The organism is Stenotrophomonas maltophilia (assembly GCF_002799245.1).
GTDB classification, from domain to species: domain Bacteria; phylum Pseudomonadota; class Gammaproteobacteria; order Xanthomonadales; family Xanthomonadaceae; genus Stenotrophomonas; species Stenotrophomonas maltophilia_S.
This window is the reverse complement of record NZ_NEQV01000003.1, coordinates 28,988-50,939: the sequence shown is the minus strand read 5'-3', so window position 1 is coordinate 50,939 and position 21,952 is coordinate 28,988. Positions and strand designations below refer to the sequence as shown.

Sequence of the window (21,952 nt, the reverse complement as noted above, 5' to 3'; positions counted from 1 at the left end):
GCTGGCCAGCACGATGTTGCGGCGACCGTGATCGAGTGGATCGTGACTCATGCGAAATCTCCCGGAAGGCGTTGGCCATCCAGCGCCCAGGCGCCAGGGCCGGCCAGCGCGAGGGCGAGCAGTACCGTGGTCCACATCAACGGGTACTCGCTGCCGCCGCGCATCCAGAACCAGCCCTTGGGCAGGGCCAACAGTACGGTGAAACCGATGAAGGCGGCCGCCGCCAGCGCTGCAATGCGGGTCTGCCATCCCAGCAGTACGCCCAGCCCGGACAGCACCTGCAGCAGGGCCAGCAGCAACGGCAACGGCCCAGCAGCCGGCAGTCCGAACCCGCGCAGCTCGGCGGCGAAACCAGACAGCCCCGGGCCACCAAACCAGCCGAACAGCTTGCCCAGCGCATGCGGCAGCAGGAAGCCCCCTGCCGCCATGCGCAGCATCAGCAGGGCCAGGTCGAGGCCATGGCCGGCAACCATGCTCAGTGGCCGCCTTCCTGCGCGCCGAACATGCTCTTGGCGTACTGGATGCCGATGCCGTAGCCGCCGGCATGGTCGCGGGCGATGCCGGTGGTCAGATCGTAGGTTTCACCGCGTGCCCAGTCACGCTGCAGCTCAAGCAGGTACTGCACGCTGGTCATCGGCACCGCACCGGCCTGCACCATGCGGGTGATCGCGCGCTCGTGGGCCTCCTCGCTGACGTCACCACAGGCATCGGTGATCACATGGACCTCGAAGCCCTGCGCCAGTGCCGACAGCGCAGGGCCGACGATGCAGACGCTGGTCCACAGGCCGGCGATGACCAGCCGGCGCTTGCCGATGCGGTTGATCTCATCGATCACCGGCTGGTCTTCCCAGGTGTTCATCGAGGTGCGGTCGAACACCGTCTGGCCCGGAAAGATCTGCGGCAGTTCCGGGAACATCGGGCCGGAGAACGACGTCTCGGCGACCGTGGTCAGCACGACCGGCACATTGAAGGCCTTGGCACCCTTGCTGATCAACGACACGTTGTTGCGCAGCGCGGAGATGTCGATGGTGTGGGTGGCGAACGCCATCTGCGACTGGAAGTCGATCAGCACCAGAGCGTGGTCCGTCGGCGACAGCAGGGCCGGGGCGGGAGTGGCGGTGGCAAGGCTCATGGATGGACTCCGTGGGAAACATGGTCAGGGGGAAGCAACAGGGCGGCATCACCGGCCAGGAACTGGCCGGGACTGCAACCGGTCTCCGCGCGGAAGCTGCGGACGAAATGGCTCTGGTCGAAGAAGCCCAACTGCTGGGCCAGGCAGGCCATCGGCAGCTGCGCGCCGGGCAGCAGTTGCAGCGCGCGCTCGATGCGGCGACGCCGCACATAACGCAGTGGACTGGCACCGGTACCGGTACGGAACAGACGCACCAGATGGAAGCGGCTGACACAGGCAGCCGCTGCCAGCTCGGATACCCGCAGCGGCTGCGACAGGTGTGCATCGACATAGTGCAGGGCGCGCTGCAATGCGGCGGCCTGCTGCGGTGCCAGCGACACGGCGGGCGGATCAGGCGGAAAGACGGAGGCCATGCGGGACGCCGCGAGGGGGTGCCCCATGGTGCGTGGCCGCTGCGCGATGCCCTACCCCCGTCGGTCGAGGCCAGCACCTACCCGAATGGGGGAGGCCGACGGCCGAGCAGGCGCCGCCCGAACATGCGCGCATCCAGTGAATAGGCACCAGGGCCCAGCATCAACAGCGCCACTGGCAATACCACCAGTGGCCACGGCGCCCGCTGCGCGAACATGCCCACGGCCGCCAGCAGCGCTGCCAGAGGCGTCAACGCACCCAGCACGAGCATGGCCGCTGCCAGCAGGCACAGCGCCGACCACCCGCCCGCATGCGTGCCAGGCGTGCACAGCGCGGCGGCCAGGCACAGCCTCAGCCATAACAGGCCGACGCCCGGACCACGGTCGGGGAACATCACGAACAGGCGCTGCATGGCGGGGCTCCAGCGGACATGCCGGCGTGATAGCCGACGTCGGCGCACGCTGCCTACCCCGTTCGGGTCACCCCGGGCTGCCCCACACCTGCCAGAATGCGCGCCATGCGTGGCCGCCCCTTCCCGTTCCTGTGTCGCCTGCCGACACTGCTGACGTGCCTGCTGCTGTTGACCTCCCTGCCCGCGCTTGCCGTGCAGCGCCCGCCGGTGAGCGGAGGACTGCCCGATTACGAACACACCGCCTGGCGCGTCGGCCAGGGTGCGCCCGGCGATATCTGGGACATTGCCCAGGACCGCGACGGTCTGTTGTGGCTGGCCACCGGCTCGGGCCTGTACCGCTTCGATGGCCGTCGTTTCGAACGGCAGGCGACGCCCATCGGCAGCCACTTCCCGTCCACCAACATGGTCACGCTGGCGCAGGGCGGCGATGGCGCCCTGTGGATCGGCTACTTCCAGGCCGGTATCAGCCGCTTTGCGTATGGGCAGCTGCACAGCTATGGTCGCGCGCAGGGAGTGCCGGTCGGCGTGGTGCCGCACTTCAGCCAGGATCGCGGGGGGCAGCTGTGGGCGGCGATCAATGGCGGGCTGCGCCGCTTTGATGGACAACGCTGGCAGCCACTGCCGGCCAGTGCCGGGCTGCCGGAGCGCCGTGTGCAGTGGCTGCTGCACGACAGCCGGGACACCTTCTGGGTCCTGGCCGATCTGAAGGTCTGGATGCGCACTGCCGGCCAGGCAACCTTCCAGGACACCGGCATCGCCGTCTCGCAGATGGCGACGCTCACCGAAAGCCCGCAGGGCGAAGTGTGGCTGGCCGACCGGCTGCGCGGCACCTCACCGCTGGCCAACGCGCAGGGCCTGCTGCCGGACAGCGAGCGCGAAGCGCGACGGCTGCCGGAGCTGGTCGCCGCGCGCCTGCAGTTCACCGCCGACGGTGCGTTGTGGGCCACGATGAGCCCGCACGGCGGCGTCGCCCGCGTCACCTTCGACGGCACTCGGGCCGTGCGCATGGAGCGCTTCGATTCACCGCATGGCCTGACCGCCACCTCGGCGGTACCGATCATCGTCGATCGCGAAGGCAATCTCTGGGTGGGTACCAATCTCGGCCTCAACCGCTTCCGCGCACGCAGCGTGCACACCCTGGCGGTCGGTCCGAGCGATCCCTACCGCTCGCTGGTGCGGGCCAGCGACGGCCGCGTGTATGGCTATGGCGAAGATCTCAAGCCCTACGACCTGCGGCGCACCCTGCTGGATGGCAGCGCCACGCAGCTGCAGGCCGCCGCGCGCCAGGCACCCGCGCCGATCTGGCAGTTCGACTGGATCAACCTTGCGCGCACCGTAGCCGGCCAGACCACCTTGATCCCACTGCCGCCCCCGTTCACCGGGCAGCCGCTGCATGCCCTTCTGTTCCCCGACGACGGACAGGCCTGGGTCTGCACCGGCGAACGCGGGGTGCTGCACTACCAGCACGACCGCTGGCAACACGAAAGCCGCCTGCCCGAGCAGGCCTGCTCATCGCTGGCGCTGGATGCCCATGGCCAGCTGCTGCTCGGCTATGCCGATGGCCGACTGCGCCGGATGGACGCAACCCGCATCGAAACCTTCGATGCCGGCCATGGCCTGTCAGTGGGGCCGATCACCGCAATGCTGCATCACCAGGACCTGCTGCTGGTCGCCGGCGAGGCCGGACTGGCCGCGCGCATCGGCAATGGTCATTTCGTTCCGGTGCGCACCGACATGGCCGGCGTCCTGGAAGGCATCACTGGCATGGTCGCCGATGCCAATGGACACCTCTGGCTCAACGGCAGCCGTGGCCTGGTGCGGATGGAAAGCGGGCTGCTGCGCCGTGCCCTGCGCAGCGGACTGCCGGTCACGCCACGCCTGTTCGATGCCATCGACGGCATGCCCGGCATCGCCCTGCAGAGCGGACCGATCGCCACCGCTGCCCTGGCCGACGATGGCCTGCTGTGGCTGGCCACCAACCAGGGCCTGGCCTGGCTGGACACCACCCGCTCGCACGTCAACAAGATGGTTCCCAGCGTGCGCATCGGCGAGGTGCTGTACGGCAGCGAGCACGAGCCGCTGCGCGATGGCCTGCGCCTCCCGGCCGGCACCAGCCAGCTGCAGATCGATTACGTGGCGCTGTCGTTGGCACGTCCTGAGCGTAACCGCTACCGCTACCGCCTGTCCGGTGTCGATGACGGTTGGCAGGACGCTGGCAGCAGCACGCGTGCGTATTACACCAACCTCGCACCGGGCGACTACCGGTTCGAGGTGGAAGCCGCCAACGAGGACGGCATCTGGAGCACCGCGCCGGCCAGCCGCAGCTTCCGCATCGCCCCCACTTTCATGCAGACCGTCTGGTTCAAGCTGCTGTGCACGGCCGCAGTGCTTGCGCTGCTGGTGATGGCAGTGCGCATCCGCAGCGGGCAGCTGGCCGCGCTGTTCCGTGCGCGCCTGCAGGAACGCAATGGCGAACGCGAACGCATCGCGCGCGACCTGCACGACACCCTGCTGCAGGGTAGCCAGGGCCTGATCCTGCGCCTGCATGCGATCAGCCAGTCAGCACAGACACCGGAGCCGGTGCGCAGCCAGCTGGAGTCGGCGATGCAGCTGGCCGAACGCAACCTGGCCGAAGGCCGCGAGCGGGTCAATGCGCTGCGCGAGGGTCCGTTCGCGGGCCGCGACCTGGCTTCGGCGCTGGCCGATGTGCACGCCGAATACGCCGGGCACGGCACCAATCCCCTGCGCCTGACCGTGGAAGGCGCGACGCCAGCGCTGCAGGCCGACGCGGCCGAAGAGGTGTTCCTGATCGGGCGCGAGGCCATCCGCAATGCGTTGCGCCATGCCAATGCCAGTGCCATTGAAGTGGAACTGTCCTACGGTACGCGTTGCTTCCTGCTGCACGTGCGCGACGATGGCGTCGGCATCGCCGATGAGGATGCGGGCCATGGCCATTGGGGCCTGCAGGGCATGCGTGAGCGCGCGCAGCGCCTCGGCGCGGAACTGCAGCTATGGACCCGCCCCGGGCTGGGTACCGAAGTCGCGCTGGCGGTTCCCGCCCGTCGCCTGTATCACCGCCGCCCATCGCGTTGGCGCTGGCCCTGGAGTAGAGCGAGCCATGACTGAATCCCCTGCCCCGATCGGCGTACTGGTCGTCGACGACCACCCGCTGCTGCGTGACGGCCTGGCTGCGCTGCTGGGCGCCCATTCCGACCTGCGCCTGCTCGGCGAGGCCGCCGATGGCGAGGAGGCCATCGCGCGCTACCAGCAACTGCAGCCGGATGTGGTGCTGATGGACCTGCAGATGCCACGCCTGGATGGCGTTGAAGCCATCGTGCGGATCCGCGCGATGGATCCGCGTGCGCGCGTCATCGTGCTGACCACCTATCGCGGTGACGTGCGTGCGGTGCGGGCGCTGCAGGCCGGTGCCAGTGCCTACCTGCTGAAGGACATGCTGCGCCACGAGCTGGTCGATACGATCCGCATGGTAGCGGGCGGTCGCCGCGCGCCGATTCCGCCGGCCGTGGCAGCCAGCATCGCCGCGCACGTGGTTGAAGACCGGTTGTCGCCCCGCGAGACCGAAGTGCTGCGGCACGTGGCCGGTGGTTTGTCGAACAAGCGCATCGGCGAGCGCATGCAGATTTCCGAGCAGACGGTGAAGGCGCACATGAAGAGCCTGATGGACAAGCTCGGCGTCGGCGACCGCACGCATGCGGTGACCCAGGCGCTGCGGCGCGGCATCATCAGCCTGGACGACAGCGGTCACGATTAGGGGAGTGCTGGGCAGGGCTTGCAGCCCTGCACCCGCGGTAGTGCCGGCCGCTGGCCGGCAACCTCAACAGCAAAAGCGGCTTTGCGTGGGATGGCGGGGGGATCCGGTTGCGGGGGCGTGAGCGCCATGGATGCCGCTGCCAAGCCCCCATGGGTGAGGGCGCTTTGCTTGCGAAGCACTGCTTCGCAAGCGCCCGAACGCACAGCCGCCAGCGGCTGGGCCGGACCGCGGAGCGGGGTTTACAGCGTCCCCCGCAACCGGACCCACCCCGCCTACCTACAGGAAACCCGCCGTTGCTGTTGCCGTTGCTCCGGCTTCCAGCAGGTGCAGGGCTGCAAGCCCTGCCGAACACCCCCTTACTTCAAACGCAGCAGCAGACTGCCGCCGGCACACACCACCGCCAGCCAGGCCACCCCGCGCCATCCCCACTGCGCCAGCGCCAGGCTGCCCAGCGCGCCACCGGCGGCCATGCCGATGAACACGCCAGTGAACAGCAGCGCATTGAGCCGGCTGCGTGCCGGCGGTACCAGGCCGTAGACCAGCGTCTGGTGCGCCACCAGCGCCGACTGGAACCCGAAGTCGAACAGCAACGCACCCACCACCAGCAGCGGCAGCAGCGCGGCGGGCGGCAACCAGGCTTCGGCCAGCAGCAGGCCGAAGCCCAGTAGCGCCACCACGATCGCCAGCCGTGCCACCGCATGGCACCCCAGCCGATCGGCGAAACGGCCGGCGAACGGCGCGGCCAGCGCACCGGCCGCACCCGCAATACCGAACGCACCCGCCGCTGCACTGCCCAGGCCCAGGCGGGCATGCAGCATCAGCGCCAGCGTCGACCAGAACGCGCTGAAGCCCACCGCCAGCAGCGACTGGCTGGCCACCGCGCGGCGCAGCTGCGGCTGTTCGCGCCACAACGCCAGCAATGAACCCAGCAGCGCCGGATAGCGCAGCGTGCTGGTCGGTGCGAAACGCGGCAGCGCGCGCGCCATCACCGCGCCCATCGCTGCCACCGTTACCGCAGCCAGCACGAACTGCGTGCGCCAACCCCATGCTTCAGCCACCACGCCACTGACCACGCGTGACAACAGGATGCCGAGCAGCAACCCCGTCATCACCCGGCCGACAATCTGGCCGCGTTGTGCATCCGGCGCCAGCACCGCAGCGGCCGGCACGATGTCCTGCGCCAGCGTAGCCATCAGCCCGACCAGCAGGCTGGCCATCAGCAGGCCCGGCAGGTGCCCGGCCATCGCTGCGGCACCCAGAGCCAGCGCCAGCAATGCGGACTTCAACAGAATCAGGGTACGGCGGTCGAAGCGGTCGCCCAGCGGTGCCAGCAGCAGGATGCCCAGCGCATAGCCGAGCTGGGTCAGGGTCGGCACCAGGCCGGCGGCGCGCTCGCCCGCGCCGAGGTCCTGCGCGATCAGGCCCAGCATCGGCTGGCTGTAGTAGAGCGAGGCGACCGAGAAGCCGGCGCCGGCCGCCATTGCCAGCACCAGCGGGGTGGAGGGTGCGGTCACGGGTGCGCCGGCGATGGAGAGCGAGGGGGTAGACATGGGGAGCCCAGCGGAGGAAGTGGGCGTATCCTGCCTGTATTCACCAAACGTCTGTAGTAGGCTCCACCACATACATCACATACGCCACACGCATGAATGACCTCGCCACCGGCGCCGATCGCCTGGACCTGCTGCGCACCTTCCTGCGCATCGTCGATGCCGGCAGCCTGTCTGCTGCGGCCGTGCAGCTGGGCACCACCCAGCCGACGGTCAGTCGCCGCCTGCAGGCACTGGAGCGGCAGCTCGGCCTGCGCCTGCTGCAGCGCTCCACCCACGGCCTGCAGCTGACCGAAGATGGCCTGCGCTGCCAGCGCCATGCGCAACGCGTGGTCGACGAATGGGAGTCGCTGCAGGCCGAACTCCAGGGCGAACCAGAAACGCTGCGCGGACGCCTGCGGGTGATGGTGCCGCATGCCTTTGGCCAGGCGCAGCTGCTGCCGACCATGCTGTCGTTCCTCGCCCGGCACCCACAGCTGAGCCTGGAGTGGATCCTTGAGGATCGTCGCCCGGATTTCATCGCGGAGGGCATCGACTGCGCGGTACGGGTGGGCCCGGTGGACGAACCGCGCATGGTCGCACTGCCGCTCGCCGAAGTGCCGCGCATCGTCGTGGCAGCGCCCTCGCTGGTGCAGGCCACCGCGATCAGCACACCGGATCAGGCGCAGGCGCTGCCATGGATCTCACTGGTCACCTACTACCGCGAACGCCTGCTGCTGCATGACGCACAGGGCCGCGCGCATACGCTGTCGATCAGCCCGCGCCTGCTCAGCGACAACCTGTTCGTGGTGCAGCAGGCTGCGCGTGCCGGGTTGGGCGCCGCCGTGGTCTCGGCGTGGCTGGTTGCCGAGGACCTCGCACAAGGGCGGCTGGTGCAGCTGCTGCCGGACTGGCAGGCACCAGCATTGCCGGTACACGTGGTATTTCCGGCCGCGCGCCAGCAGCCACCACGGTTGCGCGCCTTCATCGATGCAATGAAGGCCGCGCTGCCACAGCTGCACGGAATGCGGCCGGCACCGCGCTAGCGCCCCCTCACAACGCTTCGGCCAGGAACGCCAGCACAGCCGGCCCCACCGCACGGTCCGCGTGCGCGTGGCCTTCAGCAGTACCGCCCACTTCAATGAAGGGCCCCACCTCATGGCGATGGGTAGTCGGCTGCAGAATCGGCGTGATCAGGTGTCCCGCATCGGGGTAATAGAGGAACCGGTCGCGATCACCTCGCCCTGCTTCAGCCAAGCGACGCTGGGCAACCGCCATCAACACCCCGGAGTCACCGAGGCGGTCATCACCCCCGCCCACCCACAGCGTGCGTGCGGCAATCTTCTCGATCGGCAGCATGGCGGCCTGCAGCGCCGGCGCCCAGTGCGGTCCTGGACGTCCCCAGTCGACGTCGTCGCGGTACGGCAACCACGGCAGCGGTTTGCCCTGCCAGCTCAGCGGCGATCGATCCACGGCCCGGAAATCGGCAGGGGCGACATCCCGCGCGATGCCACGGAACGGCGCCGGACTGCCCACCCAGGAGACCGCCACCCGCAGTGTCGGCAGGTGGACCGCCGTGGCCAGGGTAGCAATGCCCCCCCATGAACCGCCCAGCAACCCCACCCGCTGCGGATCCACCGCAGCGTGCCGTTGAAGCCAGTGCACCGCCTCACCTACGGTCTCCAACGGAACGTCAATCAGATCCTTGGGTACGCCCGGCCCGCGATACCACGCGATCGACAAGGCGACGTAGCCGTTGCTGGCCAGCCAGGCAGCATACATGTCGCCGCCCTCGAAGCCGCCTTCTGCACCGCCCAGTGTCACCATCGCCGCCGCGCGGGCGCCGGAGCGCAGATCCGGTGGCAGGTACAGGTGCGCCTCGCGCCCACCGATCTCGACCCGCTGCACCTGCACGCCCGGCAGCATCAGGTGGCGCTGCAGGGTACGCCGGGCAACGACCGAACCGGCCCGCTCCACTTCCAGTTCGAACGTCTGCGGGAGGAAACCCATGCCATCCTCGGCGCGGCGCCAGTGCAGCGGCAATGCACTGGCGCGTCCCAGCTGCGGCTGCATCGACCAGATCAGCCCGCTCGCATCGATCCCCCGATAGCTGCCCTGCTCCGATCCGCTGCGGGCGGTATCGACCTGTCCACCCAGGTCAGCACGCAGCACTGCCTCCGACTGCCAGCGCTGTCCACGGCCGTCCTGCATCGACAGGCGCAGGCGCACCACCTCGGCAACAGCAAGGCCTTCCACCGTGATCACCGGAACACGGTCGGCGCGTCCGTGCTGATCATCAACCTCAACGCGGACGTCCGCCATCGCCGGGAGTGCCAGCGCGCACAGCAACCATCCCCAACCACCGCTCATCCGCATGCCCTGCCCTCATCTGCAAAGCAGCGAGGGTGACCGGATGGACCTGCGTATGGCGCACGCATCGGCGCCGATGGCGCCAACCGTGCCGCCGCTGGCCTCACCCGTGTTTCAGGCGTGCTTCCAGAGCGGCCGCCAGGGCGGAGCGATAGCTGCGGCTGACCGGCACCTGCACGCCGCCGGCCAGCTCAAGCAGTGCATCACCGTTGTGGCGTTCGACAATGGACTGCACGCGCAGCGGGTTGACCAGCACCGAGCGATGCACCCGCAGCAGGCCGGCCGGCGCCAGGCGCTCGGCCAACCGGGCAATCGGCTCGCGCAGCAGGTGCAGGCGCTGCCCGACGTGGACGCATGCATAGTGCCCGGCCATGTCGATGTAGTCGATCTGTGCCAACGGTACGTATTGCGTTCCGCCCGCAGCGGGCACGGGCAGCGCCTGGGCGTCGCTCTCCCCATCGTCGCCCAATCCGGCCAGGCGACGTGCGCGCGTGATCGCCTCCTGCAGCCGTGGCATCGCCACCGGCTTGAGCAGGTAGTCGGCCACACCCAGTTCAAAGGCATGCAGTGCGTGCTGTGGCAGCGCGGTCACGAAGACGGTGTGTGCGGCCAGCGATGGCTGCTGCGCCGGCAGCTCCCAACCGCGGCCATCGGGCAGCAGCAGATCCAGCAGCAACAGATCGAAGCGCCGCCCCAGCAGCATCTGTCGTGCCTGATCAAGACTGGCGGCTTCGGCGTCGACCCGGACCTGCGGGATACGCGCCAGCAACGCACGCAGGCGGTGACGCGCCAATGCCACGTCATCCACCAGCAACACGCTCAACGGGCGCGTCATGCCAAGCGTCCAGGCAGCAGCAGGCAGACCCTGTAGCCGCTGTCCATGCGGCCGGACTGCAGATGGCCGCCGATCATCGCCAACCGGCGCTGCAGCGTGTCCAGGCCACTACCGAGGCCATCGCCATGCACAGGACGCAGGCAGGGGTTGAACACAGCCACCTCCAGCCTGCTGCCGCGCACCTCCGCTTTCAGCTTGATCTGCAGAAGCGGGTCCCCTGCCCGCCAGCCGCTATGCAGCACGGCGTTCTCGATCAGCGGCTGCAGCAGCAGCCCCGGCACCGGCCAGTCCAGCGCCTCGGCACTGGCCTGCAGGCACAGATGCAGCGCTTCGTCATGCAGCAGCGACTGCAGGGCCACATAGTCCTGTGCTGCTCCAAGCTCATCGACCAGCGAACGTTGCGCCGGGCATTGCAGGGTGTCGCGCAACAACGAGGACAGCTGCGCCAAGGCTGCGTCTGCCGCCAGTGGGCGCAGCAGCGCCAGCCCCCCGATGGCATTGAGCGCGTTGAACAGGAAATGATGCTGGAGGTGTTGGCGCAGGGCCACTTCGCGGGCGAGCTGCAGGGCCTCCGATTGTGCTTTCAGTCGCTGCAGCCAGGCCAGGCCATGACCGGTACCGGCCACCGCGATGAACGTTGGCAGGGCGAACAACGCGGTGATGCCGATCGCCCGTACCACCTGCCCGGGCGGCGGCAGCGGCTGTTCCTGCCACAGTTGCAGCAGCAGATGGCCCAGGCCCCAGCCCAGCGCGGTCAATGCCGGAGTCAGCAGCAGGCACAGCAACAACCAGCCGATCAGGTGTCGCCGTCCCGGCAATGGCCAGCGTCGGCAGGCCGCCCACAGCGGCGGCGTCGCCAGCATCCAGGGCAGTTCTGCGCCGAGGATGAACAACGCCGCAGGCAGCAGGCCACCCGGTTGCTGGCTCAGGTGTACCGCGGGAATGGACGTGGCGATCAACAGGCCCCACAACGCCAGCATCACCCCGTGCGGGCGAGGCAGCGACAGCGGCGCTTCATGTGCGGGCAGCAGGCAGACAGGTGATACAGGCATGCAGGGACTCGAACAGGAAACGGGCACCATGCTAGGTGCCCGTGCCCGATCCTTCCCGTGCCGGAAGCAAGGGCGTCAATCGATGAGGGGGTCGAGTCCCTCTCCGCAGGAAAGGGATCCGGCCCCGGGCCATCAGTCGGCCTTGGCCGCCTCGGCATTCCACGCTGCGACCTTGGCCCGGGTGTCGGCCAGCATCTTGTCCAGCGCTGCGCGGTCATACACGCTGCCACGCAGGATCACGCTGTCGATCTTTTCGGTGGCGGCGATGTCCTGCAGCGGGTTGGCGGTCAGCAACACGAGATCCGCGGCCTTGCCCTGCGCAACGCCACCGTAGCGGTCCATCTGGCCGAACCAGGCCGGGCCGGACCGGGTCGCCGCCGACAGTGCCTGCGGTGCGCTCAGGCCCTCCTTCACGAACAGCTGCAGTTCCTGATGCAGGGCGATGCCCGGGAAGTTGAACGAATTGAGGAAGCCCGCATCGGTGCCGGCGATGATCGTCACGCCGGCTTCCTGCAGCATCGGCAGCACTGCGGCCACCTGGTGGTACTGCGCGTGGCGCGCTTCGATCTGGGCCGGCGTGGCCTTCGCCGCGCGGTCCACGCGCCACTGGTAGGTCGCACGCAGGCCCGGGCCGATGTAGGCCAGGTACGGGTCGTTGGCGTGGTCGTCCTGATCGAGGTAATCGAGGATGCGGCCGCCGTTGAGGGTCGGGGTCACGAACACGCCGCGCCTGGCGAAGTCCCGGTAGGCGCGCATCGCGGTGTCGCGGTCGAAGCTGGCGTCGAGGCGGCGGTTGGCTTCGGCACGGTCGATCCGGCCGGCACCGAAGTCGGTGGCGATCTGCGCCTCGTCCCTGCTGCCGGCCTTGAACGCGTAGTCCAGGTGCTCGATCGAGGCCAGGCCGGCATCAACCGCCTGCTCCACGGTCAGTGCCATCGGAATGTGGCCCGACGCCTTGAACCCGGCCTTGCGTGCGGCACTGGCCGAGTACAGGAACAGTTCCGGCTTCAGCGTGCTGTCGGTGATCTTCACGAAATCGACCTTGTCGTGCTGCAGGCGGGCGATCGCCTTGTCGACGTCAGCCTCGCTGCCCACTTCGATCGTGCCCTTCCACACCGGCTTGATGCCTTCGATCTTCGCGCCGGAACTGAGCAGGCGCGGGCCGAACAATGTGCCCTTGGCGATCTCACCGCGCCACTGCAGCACCTGCCCGGGCAGATCGCCGGAGCAGTCACGCACCGTGGTGATGCCGTGCGCGATGTACAGCGGCAGCAGCGCCTTGTTCTCTTCGATCAGTGCGGGGCCACCACCGAAGTGCACATGCATGTCCCACAGGCCCGGAATCAGGTACTTGCCCCTGGCATCGATCTGGCGGGCCGCGCTCCACTGGTTGCGCAGCTGCGCATCCGGACCGACGGCGACGATGTCCTCGCCACGGATCACCACGCTCTGCCCGGCCAGAGTGCTGGCGTGCTCGACATCGACCACGGTGGCATTGCGGATCAGCAGGTCGGCGCGCTCGGCGGCAGAGGCCGACAGCGGCGCCACCGCAAGGAGGATGGCAAGGGACAACGGACGGGAACGGAACATGGACAGCATCCTGGAAGGCACGGCCAGCGTGCGGGTGGAAGGGGGTGGGGTTCAGCGCACCGCGCCGTGCTGGCGCAGCAGGATCTCGATGTCGGCATAGCCGCGCTGGCGCGCGTGTGCCAGCGGCGTTACGCCATCGCCGTCGGCCAGCTCCGGGTCGGCACCGGCATCCAGCAGCAGCTGCACGATCTGCACGTGGCGCGCGCCGCCATCGCCGAGCAGGATCGCTTCCAGCAGCGCGGTCCAGTGCAGGCGGTTGACATGATCCACCGCCACGCCCGCGCGCAGCAGCGTACGTACGGTGGCGACGTTGCCGCGCTCGGCGGCCGGAATCAGCGCGGTGCCGCCATAGCGGTTGGTGCTGCGCAGATCGGCGCCGTGCGCCAGGGTCATCGCCAGGATCTCATCCAGGCCGCGCGCGCCGGCGTACAGATAGGCGCTGTCCTGCAACGCATCCTTGGCATTGACGTCTGCACCGGCCTCGATCAGTTCGCGCGCGGCATCCACGTTGTTGCCCTGCGTGGCCAGCAGCAGCGCAGTGCGGCCCTGGCCATCGCGCGCTTCCAGCATGGCGCCATCCTCGATCGCCTGTCGCACCGCATCGGCGTCGCCCCGGCTGGCCGCATCACGCAGTCGCGCGTCTACGTCGGCCCTGGACGTGGCGGTGCAGGCGGGGGTGACCATGGCCAGCAGGCACAACAGCAGCACGCGCATGAACGGCGCAGGCCAGCCAACGGGACAATGGAAGCGCATGGCGGTGTCTCCTCATGACCGTCACCACGGAACGACGGGCGACGGTAGCAACAGCCGGGCATTGCCGGCCCCTGCCCTGCATGGTAGAAGTCGGCCCGGGTATCCAGAAGTGAAATGTTCAAATGCAAGACAGTGCCAAATCGAATAGAACCCTGTTCGAACTGGACCTGCTGCGGGCGCTGGTGATGGTGGCCGACTGTGGCAGCTTCACCACCGCAGCCACGCGCCTGCATTCGACCCAGTCCACGGTCAGCCAGAAGGTGCGCCGGCTGGAGGAACTGGCCGGGCATCGCCTGCTCGAACGCGGCCACCGCGACGTGCACCCCACCGATGCCGGCCACACCCTGCTCGGCTACGCGCGGCGCATGCTCGACCTGAACGAGGAAATGGCACAGGCGCTGGCCGGCGCGACGGTGGAGACCGCCGTTCGCATCGGCGTGCCCGAGGACTTCGTCAACGCGCAGACCACGCGCATGCTGGCTGCCTTCAGCCGCCGCCACCCGCAGGTCAAGCTGGAGATCAGCAGCGGGCTCAGCCGCGATCTGGCCCAGGGCTTCGACCACGGCGAGCTGGACCTGGTGCTGGTCAAGCAGCGCCGCAACAGCCGCCAGGCGGTGCACTGCCGCCGCGAGCCGATGCACTGGATCGACAGCCTGCGCAGCAGTTGCCTGCAGCAGGACCCGCTGCCCCTGGTCACCTTCCCGCCGCGCGGGCTGTACCGCGACGAGATGATCCATGCCGTGGAAGCGCTGGGCCTGCGCTGGCGCATCGCCTTCACCAGCTCGTCACTGAGTGGCATCCAGGGCGCCGTGGCGGACGGCATCGGCATCAGCCTGCTGCCACGCCGCGCGGTTACCCGCGATCACCGCGTCATCGATGGCGAGCGCGACCTGCCAGTGATCGACAACTACGAGATCGGCCTGCTGCACCGCGCGGACGCCGATGACGCGGTGCGTGCGCTGGCCAGCGAGTTGTGGCGGCAGGTACAGCGCGAACCGGATTGATCACTGCAACTGCAGTCGTGCTGCCCGCTGACCGGCACCCTCGACAGCAACACCGTCCGGCGCGGGGTCAGATCCGTTTTCCACAGGAAAATGGATCTGACCCCCGAAGCGTGAAACCCGCGCATTGACCATCGAAACCTGATCACGCCTCTCGCACCGGAATCACGGTTCTGCCGCTAGAGTGCCCACTGTTTCCGTGCTACACGGCGCCCTGCGATGTCCGACGAGATTCCCACCCGCTTCGATCCCCTGCCCGCGGCCCTGCAGACCCATCTGCAGCACCACCGCTCGCTGATCGCCGCGCGCGTGGCCGCCGGCTTCCCGACGTTGCCGGTGCAATGGCCATTGACAGCCACCACGCTGCAGCGGGTGGTCGATGCCGAGCTGATCGATCGTGACGACTGCGACGGCTGGGAAGCGCTGGGCGTGGCGTTCGGCGATACCCTGGCCCAGCGCGTGCCGGGCCTGGCCTGGATGCAGGTCACCGATGCCTGGGGCATCGACGCGGTGCTTCGCTATGCCGACAGCAGCCTGCAGATCGGCGCCAGCACCCTGCTGCTCAAGCGCGTCGAACAGGGCGAGGTCATCGACATCGCCCATCTGTTGGCGTGGCTGGAAGAGTTCGTCGCCACCCGCGCCGACGATTACGCCTGAAAAGCCGCCGGGCATGGCTCGGCGCTACATCGGTTCGCGTGTCGTGGGTCTACAGCCAACGGCCGTCGACCACTACGCGGCGCTGCACCGGAACCGCCGCTACAGCAGCCGGGCCATGATCGGCGCGCACCGCGACGAAGGTCGCCGGCAGGCCTTCGGCGATACCATGCTGTGGCAGGCCGATCACGTGCGCGGCATGGGTGGTGACCATGTCCAGCGCCAGCATCAGGTCGGCATCCGTGTAGAAGCCCGAGCGGTAGCCCAGCAGCATCGCCCGCTGCAGCAGATCGCCGTTGCCGTACGGCCACCAGCAGTCGCGGATGTTGTCATTGCCGGAGAACACGCGCACGCCGGCATCATGCAGCGCACGCAGCGGCGGGAACGGATGGTCGCCCGGCGCGTTGCTCATGATCGCCACACCGGCCGTGGCCAGCGCCTCGCCCACCTGCAGCGCGCGCGCCAACGGCACTTCACCCAGCGCGTAGGCATGACTGACGGCAACGCGTCCCTGCAGGCCGGCGGCACGGGTGCGCGCCGCGATGCGCAGCAGCTGCGCCAGCCCGGTTTCACCGGGCTCGTGCAGATGGATGTCCAACTGCACGCCATAGCGCTCAGCCAGGCCGAACAGCAGCGCGAGCTGGCCTTCGGCATCGCCATCCAGCGTGGTCGGGTCGATGCCACCCAGCACCTCCACGCCCGCTGCAATGGCCTGCTCGAGCACAGCGGCGGTGCCCGGGCAGGACATCACCCCGGCCTGCGGGAACGCCACCAGCTGGATGCGCATGATGTCGGCACAGCGCAGCGCGGCCTCGCGTACCGCCTCAAGATGACGCAGGCCGGTGCTGCCATCGATATCGACGTGACAGCGCATGGCCACCGTGCCGAAGCTGCTGCATTGGCGGATCAAGGCCTCGGCGCGGTCCACCATCGGCGCGGCGCCCGCCAGCGCAGCCTTCTCCACCGCCAGCCGCTCACGCAGGCTGCTCACCGGCTGATGCGGGTGCCAGCGGTCGCCGACGAAGCTCTTGTCCAGATGAATGTGGCCGTCGACCAGCCCCGGCAGGAGGGCATAGCCCTGCAAGTCGACGATCTCCGCACCCTCGCGCGGCGTGGCATCGCCGTTGAAACCACGGATGCGACCGTCCTGGATATGGAAATGCAGCGGCGTGCCGTCGCGGTCAACCGCACCACGGACGAAGTGAAGCGTCATCGGAAACTCCCGGAAAGCCAGATCATGGCGCCATCCTGCGCGCTGGCACTGCCATCGGCCAACGAAATATCTGGATGCCACACATTCATCAGAACGATGAATGCCTCCCCGCGACAGCCGGTCGCAGCCACGCCGTGCACACGCCTGAACGGGTACCATAGGCACCTGTTTCCGCTGTGATGCCGCATGGGCCCGTCCGACCGCCACGATCGTCTCCGCCGCTGGCAGGCCGCGTCCCTGCTGGCTGCTGCCCCGATCGCCAGCCTGTCCGCCACCGATGCGGCCGCCACCCCGCCGCCGCAGGCACCGCCTGGCCAGCAGCGCATCGCGTCGGCTGCCCTGGTCGAACGGCTGCACCAGCGCGTGCTGTCGGGCCAGAGCGCCACCGCCACCCTGGAACACTGGTGCGCCGAACAGGGCCTGGCCGAACAGGCGCGGGTGCGCGCGGTGCGGGTGCACGGCCAGGACAAGCCTGCCCCGGCCGACGTGCTGCAGGCGCTGGGCACGACGCAGCCTGGCACCGCCCTGCGCTACCGCCGCGTGCAGCTGGTCTGTGGCAGCCGCGTGCTCTCCGAAGCAGACAACTGGTACCTGCCGGACCATCTCAGTCCAGCCATGAACCAGGTGCTGGACAGCACCGACGAACCCTTCGGCCGCGTGGTCGGCCCGCTCCGCTTCCAGCGCCAGACACTGGCCGACCAGACCTTCTGGCCACCACGCGACGAAGCCGGCCACGGGGTGATCCTGGAGGTACGCGCCCTGCTGCGCGACCGCCAGCAGCAGCCTTTCAGCTACGTCATCGAGTCATACCTGCAGCAGGCGCTGCCGTAGGCGACCGGCGCGCGCCATCACAACGGATACCGTCACAACAGAAGGCCCGGCATTGCCGGGCCTTCTGTTTGCCTGCCGGATCAGCGGAACCGGTAGTCCAGCTGCAGCCAGTACTGGCGGCCATACGGGTCGTAGTTGCCGACCGGATAGAACGGCCACCCGCCTCCGTTCCTGTCCGCCGGCGGGCGGCTGTCACGCAGGTTGTTGACGATCACGCCCACCGACAGGTTCTCGCCGAACTGGCGGAACACGCTGGCGTTGTAGGTCATGTACGGCGCGATGCGGCCACTGCCATCGGTCTTCGGCAGTGAGCCAAAACGGTTGCCATACAGCGTGGTGGTCCAGTCACCCTGGTTCCAGGTGATGCTGCCGTTGGCCTTGCTGCGCCACTGGTAGTCATCCAGCGAGTTGCGGATGTCGCGCTCCGGATCATCGGAGAACTGCCGGTACTTGTGCTCAAGCACCACGGTGTAGGCCAGGCGCGTGGTGAAGCGGCCATAGCGGCCGGCATCGAAGCGCCAGTTGCCCTTCAGGTCCAGCCCGCGCACCGATTCGGAGGCCGCGTTGATCGGATTGATCAGCACGCGGGTCACCTGGTCCGGCTGCACCGTGGCAGTGGATGGGTTGCGGATCACCCGCGACAGCGCGTCCTGGCACAGCGGCGAACCGATATCGCGTGCTTCGCCACCCAACGTGCGGCCCAGGCGGCAATCGGCCTCGTCGCGCAGGATGCGGCTGGTGTCGAGGCTGGTGACCTCGTTGTCGATGCGGATGTCGTAGTAATCGGCACTGAAATCCAGCCCGGACAGCGGCGACCAGACCACGCCGAAACCATAGGACTTGGCCGTTTCCGGCTGCAGCTGCGCGTTGGCACGGTTGCTGTAGTCGATCGACAGGCCGTTGTAGTCGCAGTTGTCGTACGACTGGCCTGCGGTGCGGCAGCGCCAGTAGTCGGTCATGCCCGGGTTGTAGCCACGGGTCTCGGTGGCGAACACGTAGTTCATGTCCGGCGCACGGAAGCTGGTCGCGGCAGAGCCACGGATCAGCAGGCTCTCGATCGGGCGGAACTCGACGCCGAAGCTCCAGGTCGCCTTGCCGATGTGCTCGCCGCCCGCGCGGTACTGGTCATAGCGGCCCGCCAGCGTGGTGGTCAGCGAGTGCAGCAACGGCAACTGCAGCTCCACGCCGGCCGCATAGCGGTCACGATCACCGCCGGCACCGATACCGGCGCTGGTGTTCCAGAACTCGCCGCTGCCCAGGCGCGGGTCCGGGCGGTTGCGGTAGCCCTGGCTGCCGGCCTCGACCACTGCCGCCAGCGCGGCATCGCCCCCTGGCAGCGCGAACAGGCGGCCATTGACGCTGGCGCTGAAGGTCTGCAGCCACGCCGCGTTGCGGCTTTCCTGGTAGCCGGACAGGCGGCCGTACTCCTCAGGCGTCAGTGGCTGGAACAGGCGCGACGGATCCGGCGCATAGACCTCCACCCCGTTGCGCACGCCCCGCTGCGGGCCGAGCAGGTATTCGTTGATGCCTGCCAGCAGCACCGGGCGGCGGGTGCGGTTCTCGTAGCGCGACCGGCTGTAGACCGCTTCGTAATCCCAGCCGCTGTCGCCAAGCTGGCCGCGCGCGCCGACGTTGAACGACCACGAATTCTCCAGGAACCGATTGGCATTGCGCGGCAGGCCACCGATTTCTTCCGGCGCGAACCGGCGGTACCAGCTCTCCAGATTGCCGGTGTTCTGGTTGTAGAAGTAGTTGCGCGAGGACGTCCAGGTCGGGGCGCGGGTGTTGTTGCTGATGCGTGCGCTGCCCACCGCCAGGTCGGCAAACAGGTCGGTGTGCTCGTCCAGGTGGAAGGTCAGCAGGCCATAGCCGTTGAGGTTGCGCTTCTCGGTCTGCACGGTCCAGTAGCTGGCGGCCGCCTCGTTGCTGCCGCAGTACGCTCCCAGGCGCGGGTTGTTCGCACGGAATACGCTGCCACCGTAGATACCGGACGTGGCGTCGCAGCCATTGATCCCCGGATCGATGTTGCGCCCGGTGGCTGCGTTGCGCCGATAGGCGATCGCCGTTGCCTGCGGCGCCTTGCCGGCCGGATCATCGTCCAGTGAATCCATGAAGTCGCGTTGGCGCGCGTGGATCGCCTTGCGCACATCGAACTCGAAGCCGAACAGGCCCTCCCAGCGTTCGCCGGACGTGCCACCGACCACCTGCACGCGCTGGTTGTCACCGCCACCCTGCTGGGTGCCACCGGCACGCACGTTCACGTCCACGCCGTCGAAGCGGTCCTTGAGGATGATGTTGACCACACCGGCAATGGCATCGGAGCCGTACACCGCCGACGCACCGGCGGCCAGCACTTCGATGCGCTCGATCAGTGCGCTGGGAATGTTGGCCAGGTTGACCACGTTCACCGAACCTTCGTAGGCCAGCGGGTAGTCCGCCTGGCGACGGCCGTTGACCAGCACCAGCGTGCGGTTCGGGCCCAGCCCACGCAGATTGATGGTATTGGCGGCCGGCGTGAAGGTATTGCCGAAGTCCTCGCCCTGCACGTTGCCGGTGTTCTCGGTCAGCGCACTGAGGGCGTCGAAGGCATTGCGGTAGCCCTGCGCGTCGATCTGCTCACGGCTGATCACCGTCACCGGCGAGGGTCCCTCGACACTGGCACGTGGAATGCGCGAGCCGGTGACCTTCACTTCCTGCAATGTGGTGGGTGCGCTTTCCTGCGCGAAGGCCGGCAGCGAGACCAGCATCAGGGACGACAGCGCGAGCACCAGCGGACGCGGGCGCAACGCCTTGTGGGAGGCGGACATGGGCTTCCTGGGGGAGTGGGCGGGTGGTACGGCGATGCGTGGCCTGTGCGGCACATAACGATCCCGTAACGAAAGTGTCCTGAATGGGTGGTTTCAACGGAAATGACCAGCCCTGATGGGCTTATGCCTGAACCGAATCAGACGGCTCCAGGGCACCGCCGCGCTTTTGCAATGAATTGCATGGCCCGGCGCATTCCTGGTGCGCATCGTGCGTGGATGACCAACCGCGCCCCTTCCATCCCTCTCGCCCCACTGCGCCCCGTCCTGCGCCGCCACCTGCTGCACCTTCACGCCTCGCCGATCACCCTGCGTTCGTTCCAGCGCACCGATCTGCCGCGCTGGCGCACCTTCGACGACCGCCGCCAGCGCGGCCAGCGACATCCCTACGGCATCGATGAAGAGGCGCGCTTCCTCGCCAGCGTCCATCGTTCACGCCTTCAGCAGGACAACGATCTGCTGGTGCTGGGCGTGTTCGACGACGCGCAGGGCATCCTGCACGACCAGCTGCATATACGCCTGCAGTCGCTGCATTCGCGCTGCGCCGAACTGCAGTCGCTGCAGCACCGGACCGCGCATGCGCAGGGGGCGCTAAGCGCACTGTGCCCGTTCCTGTTCGACGATGTCGGCCTGCACCGCATCTACGTGCTGCTGCCGCCGGGCTGCACCACCCCGTTCGCCAAAGCACTGCAGGTGCACGGCTTCAGTCGCGAAGGCATTCTGCGCGACCATCATCTGGATGCGGAGGGATGGCATGACCGCCAGCTGCTGGCGCTTACCGAGCCGGCATGGCGCAGCTGCCAGCGGCGGATCGGCTAGCGCACCCGTTCCAGCGCCGCACCAGCACCGGTCAGGACCGTGCAGGCGTGATCCTGCAGTTCCTCGCCACTGGCATCGTTGCCGCTGGCGGCATCCACGCGGGTGGCCAGCAGGAGGAAGCCGGGGCCACCCTGCACGTCATCGCGACCGGCCACCACCAGGCTCCACTGGCCCACATCGCCCACGCCGCTCAGGCCATAGGCCAGCAGGTTGAGCGGATTGGCGGTCAGTTCTGCACCAGGCAGCAGATAGGCATGGTACTGATGCCCGCGCAGCGGTACCGGCAGCGCTGACCAGTGCGGGCCGAGCGCGCTGGCATGTGCGTCCAGCGCCTGCAGCACGTCCGCGCGCAGGCAATCGACATGGATATGCAGCTGGTGCTGCGAACGGCCATGCGGTGAATTCAGCGCCAGGCTGGCCACGTTGCGCGGCAATGGTTGGCCCAGGGCCTGTTCGGTATGCCCGCGTGCCCGCCAGGCAGCTGCAAAATAGTTGGGCGCCCCGCGCTGGTACAGGCCGTGGCTCTCGATGCCACTGACCTTGTCCAGCGGCATCAGCAGGAACTGGTAGTCACCATGCGCATCCTTGACCAGCACGTCGCGACGGTCGGCCGCCGTCTCCACCCGCAGGCAGCTGCCACGCGGGCCTTCCGCCGCCTGGCAGTCACGCTCGATCAGGCGCCACAGCGCATCGGAATGGGCTGGCGGCGGAGGCGGCGCGCTGGCACAGGCGGACAACAGCAGCAGGGGCGACAGCAGCAAGGGACGCAGGGACACG

The 21,952-nt window shown here is 68.4% G+C and carries 20 protein-coding genes; 7 read left to right on the top strand and 13 right to left on the bottom strand.

The window, feature by feature from the left end; all coding sequences use genetic code 11:
- Positions 1–47 precede the first annotated feature (47 nt).
- From B9Y64_RS11200 to B9Y64_RS11185, 4 genes are read right to left on the bottom strand one after another with little or no spacing between them, the layout of a single operon-like run.
- On the bottom strand, positions 48–473 hold the full coding sequence (locus tag B9Y64_RS11200) for a DoxX family protein (RefSeq protein ID WP_100440757.1): 426 nt from the start codon (positions 471–473) through the stop codon (positions 48–50).
- Positions 474–475: 2 nt separating this feature from the next.
- Entirely contained in the window at positions 476–1,132 is a 657-nt protein-coding gene (locus B9Y64_RS11195) for a hydrolase (protein ID WP_100440756.1), read from the bottom strand.
- The gene (locus B9Y64_RS11190; protein WP_100440755.1) at positions 1,129–1,572 is read right to left on the bottom strand and encodes a helix-turn-helix transcriptional regulator; all 444 of its coding nucleotides are present in this window, start codon (positions 1,570–1,572) and stop codon (positions 1,129–1,131) included. The genes B9Y64_RS11195 and B9Y64_RS11190 overlap by 4 nt, the downstream gene beginning before the upstream one ends.
- Positions 1,573–1,622: 50 nt before the next feature.
- Positions 1,623–1,955 carry a hypothetical protein gene (locus B9Y64_RS11185; RefSeq protein WP_100440754.1) on the bottom strand — a complete coding sequence of 111 codons (333 nt, stop codon included), beginning with the start codon at positions 1,953–1,955 and terminating at the stop codon, positions 1,623–1,625.
- 96 nt (positions 1,956–2,051) lie between these two features.
- Here B9Y64_RS11185 and B9Y64_RS11180 point away from each other — a divergent pair, with 96 nt between their 5' ends.
- A complete protein-coding gene (locus B9Y64_RS11180) occupies positions 2,052–5,081 on the top strand; it encodes a sensor histidine kinase (RefSeq protein ID WP_100440753.1) in 3,030 nt (1,009 codons plus the stop codon).
- Positions 5,074–5,727 (top strand): response regulator, encoded by a 654-nt coding sequence (locus tag B9Y64_RS11175; protein ID WP_100440752.1) that lies wholly within the window; start codon positions 5,074–5,076, stop codon positions 5,725–5,727. The genes B9Y64_RS11180 and B9Y64_RS11175 overlap by 8 nt, the downstream gene beginning before the upstream one ends.
- 356 nt (positions 5,728–6,083) lie before the next feature.
- Here the strand turns inward: B9Y64_RS11175 and B9Y64_RS11165 are convergent, their stop codons facing one another.
- Positions 6,084–7,277, bottom strand: coding sequence for an MFS transporter (locus B9Y64_RS11165; RefSeq protein WP_100440750.1), 1,194 nt, complete (start codon positions 7,275–7,277; stop codon positions 6,084–6,086).
- A gap of 92 nt (positions 7,278–7,369) precedes the next feature.
- On the opposite strand from B9Y64_RS11165, the gene B9Y64_RS11160 reads away from it, so the two are divergent.
- Positions 7,370–8,299, top strand: coding sequence for a LysR family transcriptional regulator (locus tag B9Y64_RS11160; protein ID WP_100440749.1), 930 nt, complete (start codon positions 7,370–7,372; stop codon positions 8,297–8,299).
- Positions 8,300–8,306: 7 nt separating this feature from the next.
- Here B9Y64_RS11160 and B9Y64_RS11155 read toward each other — a convergent pair whose 3' ends face one another.
- The 5 genes from B9Y64_RS11155 to B9Y64_RS11135 form a co-directional block, all read right to left on the bottom strand.
- Positions 8,307–9,575, bottom strand: coding sequence for an acyl-CoA thioesterase/bile acid-CoA:amino acid N-acyltransferase family protein (locus tag B9Y64_RS11155; RefSeq protein ID WP_238379881.1), 1,269 nt, complete (start codon positions 9,573–9,575; stop codon positions 8,307–8,309).
- Between the two features lie 151 nt (positions 9,576–9,726).
- Positions 9,727–10,458 (bottom strand): LytR/AlgR family response regulator transcription factor, encoded by a 732-nt coding sequence (locus B9Y64_RS11150; RefSeq protein WP_100440747.1) that lies wholly within the window; start codon positions 10,456–10,458, stop codon positions 9,727–9,729.
- Positions 10,455–11,510 carry a histidine kinase gene (locus B9Y64_RS11145; RefSeq protein ID WP_238379880.1) on the bottom strand — a complete coding sequence of 352 codons (1,056 nt, stop codon included), beginning with the start codon at positions 11,508–11,510 and terminating at the stop codon, positions 10,455–10,457. Before B9Y64_RS11145 ends, B9Y64_RS11150 begins: the two co-directional genes overlap by 4 nt.
- Positions 11,511–11,642: 132 nt before the next feature.
- Positions 11,643–13,100: an amidohydrolase family protein gene (locus B9Y64_RS11140; RefSeq protein WP_100440745.1), complete on the bottom strand. Its 1,458-nt coding sequence runs from the start codon at positions 13,098–13,100 to the stop codon at positions 11,643–11,645.
- Positions 13,101–13,151: 51 nt separating this feature from the next.
- The gene (locus B9Y64_RS11135; protein WP_100440744.1) at positions 13,152–13,853 is read right to left on the bottom strand and encodes an ankyrin repeat domain-containing protein; all 702 of its coding nucleotides are present in this window, start codon (positions 13,851–13,853) and stop codon (positions 13,152–13,154) included.
- 122 nt (positions 13,854–13,975) lie between these two features.
- On the opposite strand from B9Y64_RS11135, the gene B9Y64_RS11130 reads away from it, so the two are divergent.
- Positions 13,976–14,857: a LysR substrate-binding domain-containing protein gene (locus B9Y64_RS11130; RefSeq protein ID WP_100440743.1), complete on the top strand. Its 882-nt coding sequence runs from the start codon at positions 13,976–13,978 to the stop codon at positions 14,855–14,857.
- 216 nt (positions 14,858–15,073) lie between these two features.
- The gene (locus B9Y64_RS11125; protein WP_100440742.1) at positions 15,074–15,511 is read left to right on the top strand and encodes a DUF3806 domain-containing protein; all 438 of its coding nucleotides are present in this window, start codon (positions 15,074–15,076) and stop codon (positions 15,509–15,511) included.
- A 49-nt stretch (positions 15,512–15,560) separates the two neighbouring features.
- Here B9Y64_RS11125 and B9Y64_RS11120 read toward each other — a convergent pair whose 3' ends face one another.
- Positions 15,561–16,721 (bottom strand): amidohydrolase family protein, encoded by a 1,161-nt coding sequence (locus tag B9Y64_RS11120; protein ID WP_100440741.1) that lies wholly within the window; start codon positions 16,719–16,721, stop codon positions 15,561–15,563.
- Between the two features lie 186 nt (positions 16,722–16,907).
- Here B9Y64_RS11120 and B9Y64_RS11115 point away from each other — a divergent pair, with 186 nt between their 5' ends.
- Positions 16,908–17,552, top strand: coding sequence for a hypothetical protein (locus tag B9Y64_RS11115; RefSeq protein ID WP_100440740.1), 645 nt, complete (start codon positions 16,908–16,910; stop codon positions 17,550–17,552).
- A gap of 80 nt (positions 17,553–17,632) precedes the next feature.
- Here the strand turns inward: B9Y64_RS11115 and B9Y64_RS11110 are convergent, their stop codons facing one another.
- A complete protein-coding gene (locus B9Y64_RS11110) occupies positions 17,633–20,359 on the bottom strand; it encodes a TonB-dependent receptor plug domain-containing protein (protein ID WP_100440739.1) in 2,727 nt (908 codons plus the stop codon).
- Between the two features lie 180 nt (positions 20,360–20,539).
- Between B9Y64_RS11110 and B9Y64_RS11105 the strand changes: the two genes are divergently transcribed.
- Complete coding sequence (locus tag B9Y64_RS11105) at positions 20,540–21,175, top strand: GNAT family N-acetyltransferase (protein WP_100440738.1); 636 nt, start codon at positions 20,540–20,542, stop codon at positions 21,173–21,175.
- On the opposite strand, the gene B9Y64_RS11100 is transcribed toward B9Y64_RS11105, so the two are convergent.
- Entirely contained in the window at positions 21,172–21,951 is a 780-nt protein-coding gene (locus B9Y64_RS11100) for a CDP-diacylglycerol diphosphatase (RefSeq protein WP_100440952.1), read from the bottom strand. The two genes, B9Y64_RS11105 and B9Y64_RS11100, sit on opposite strands and share 4 nt — an antisense overlap.
- Position 21,952 lies beyond the last annotated feature (1 nt).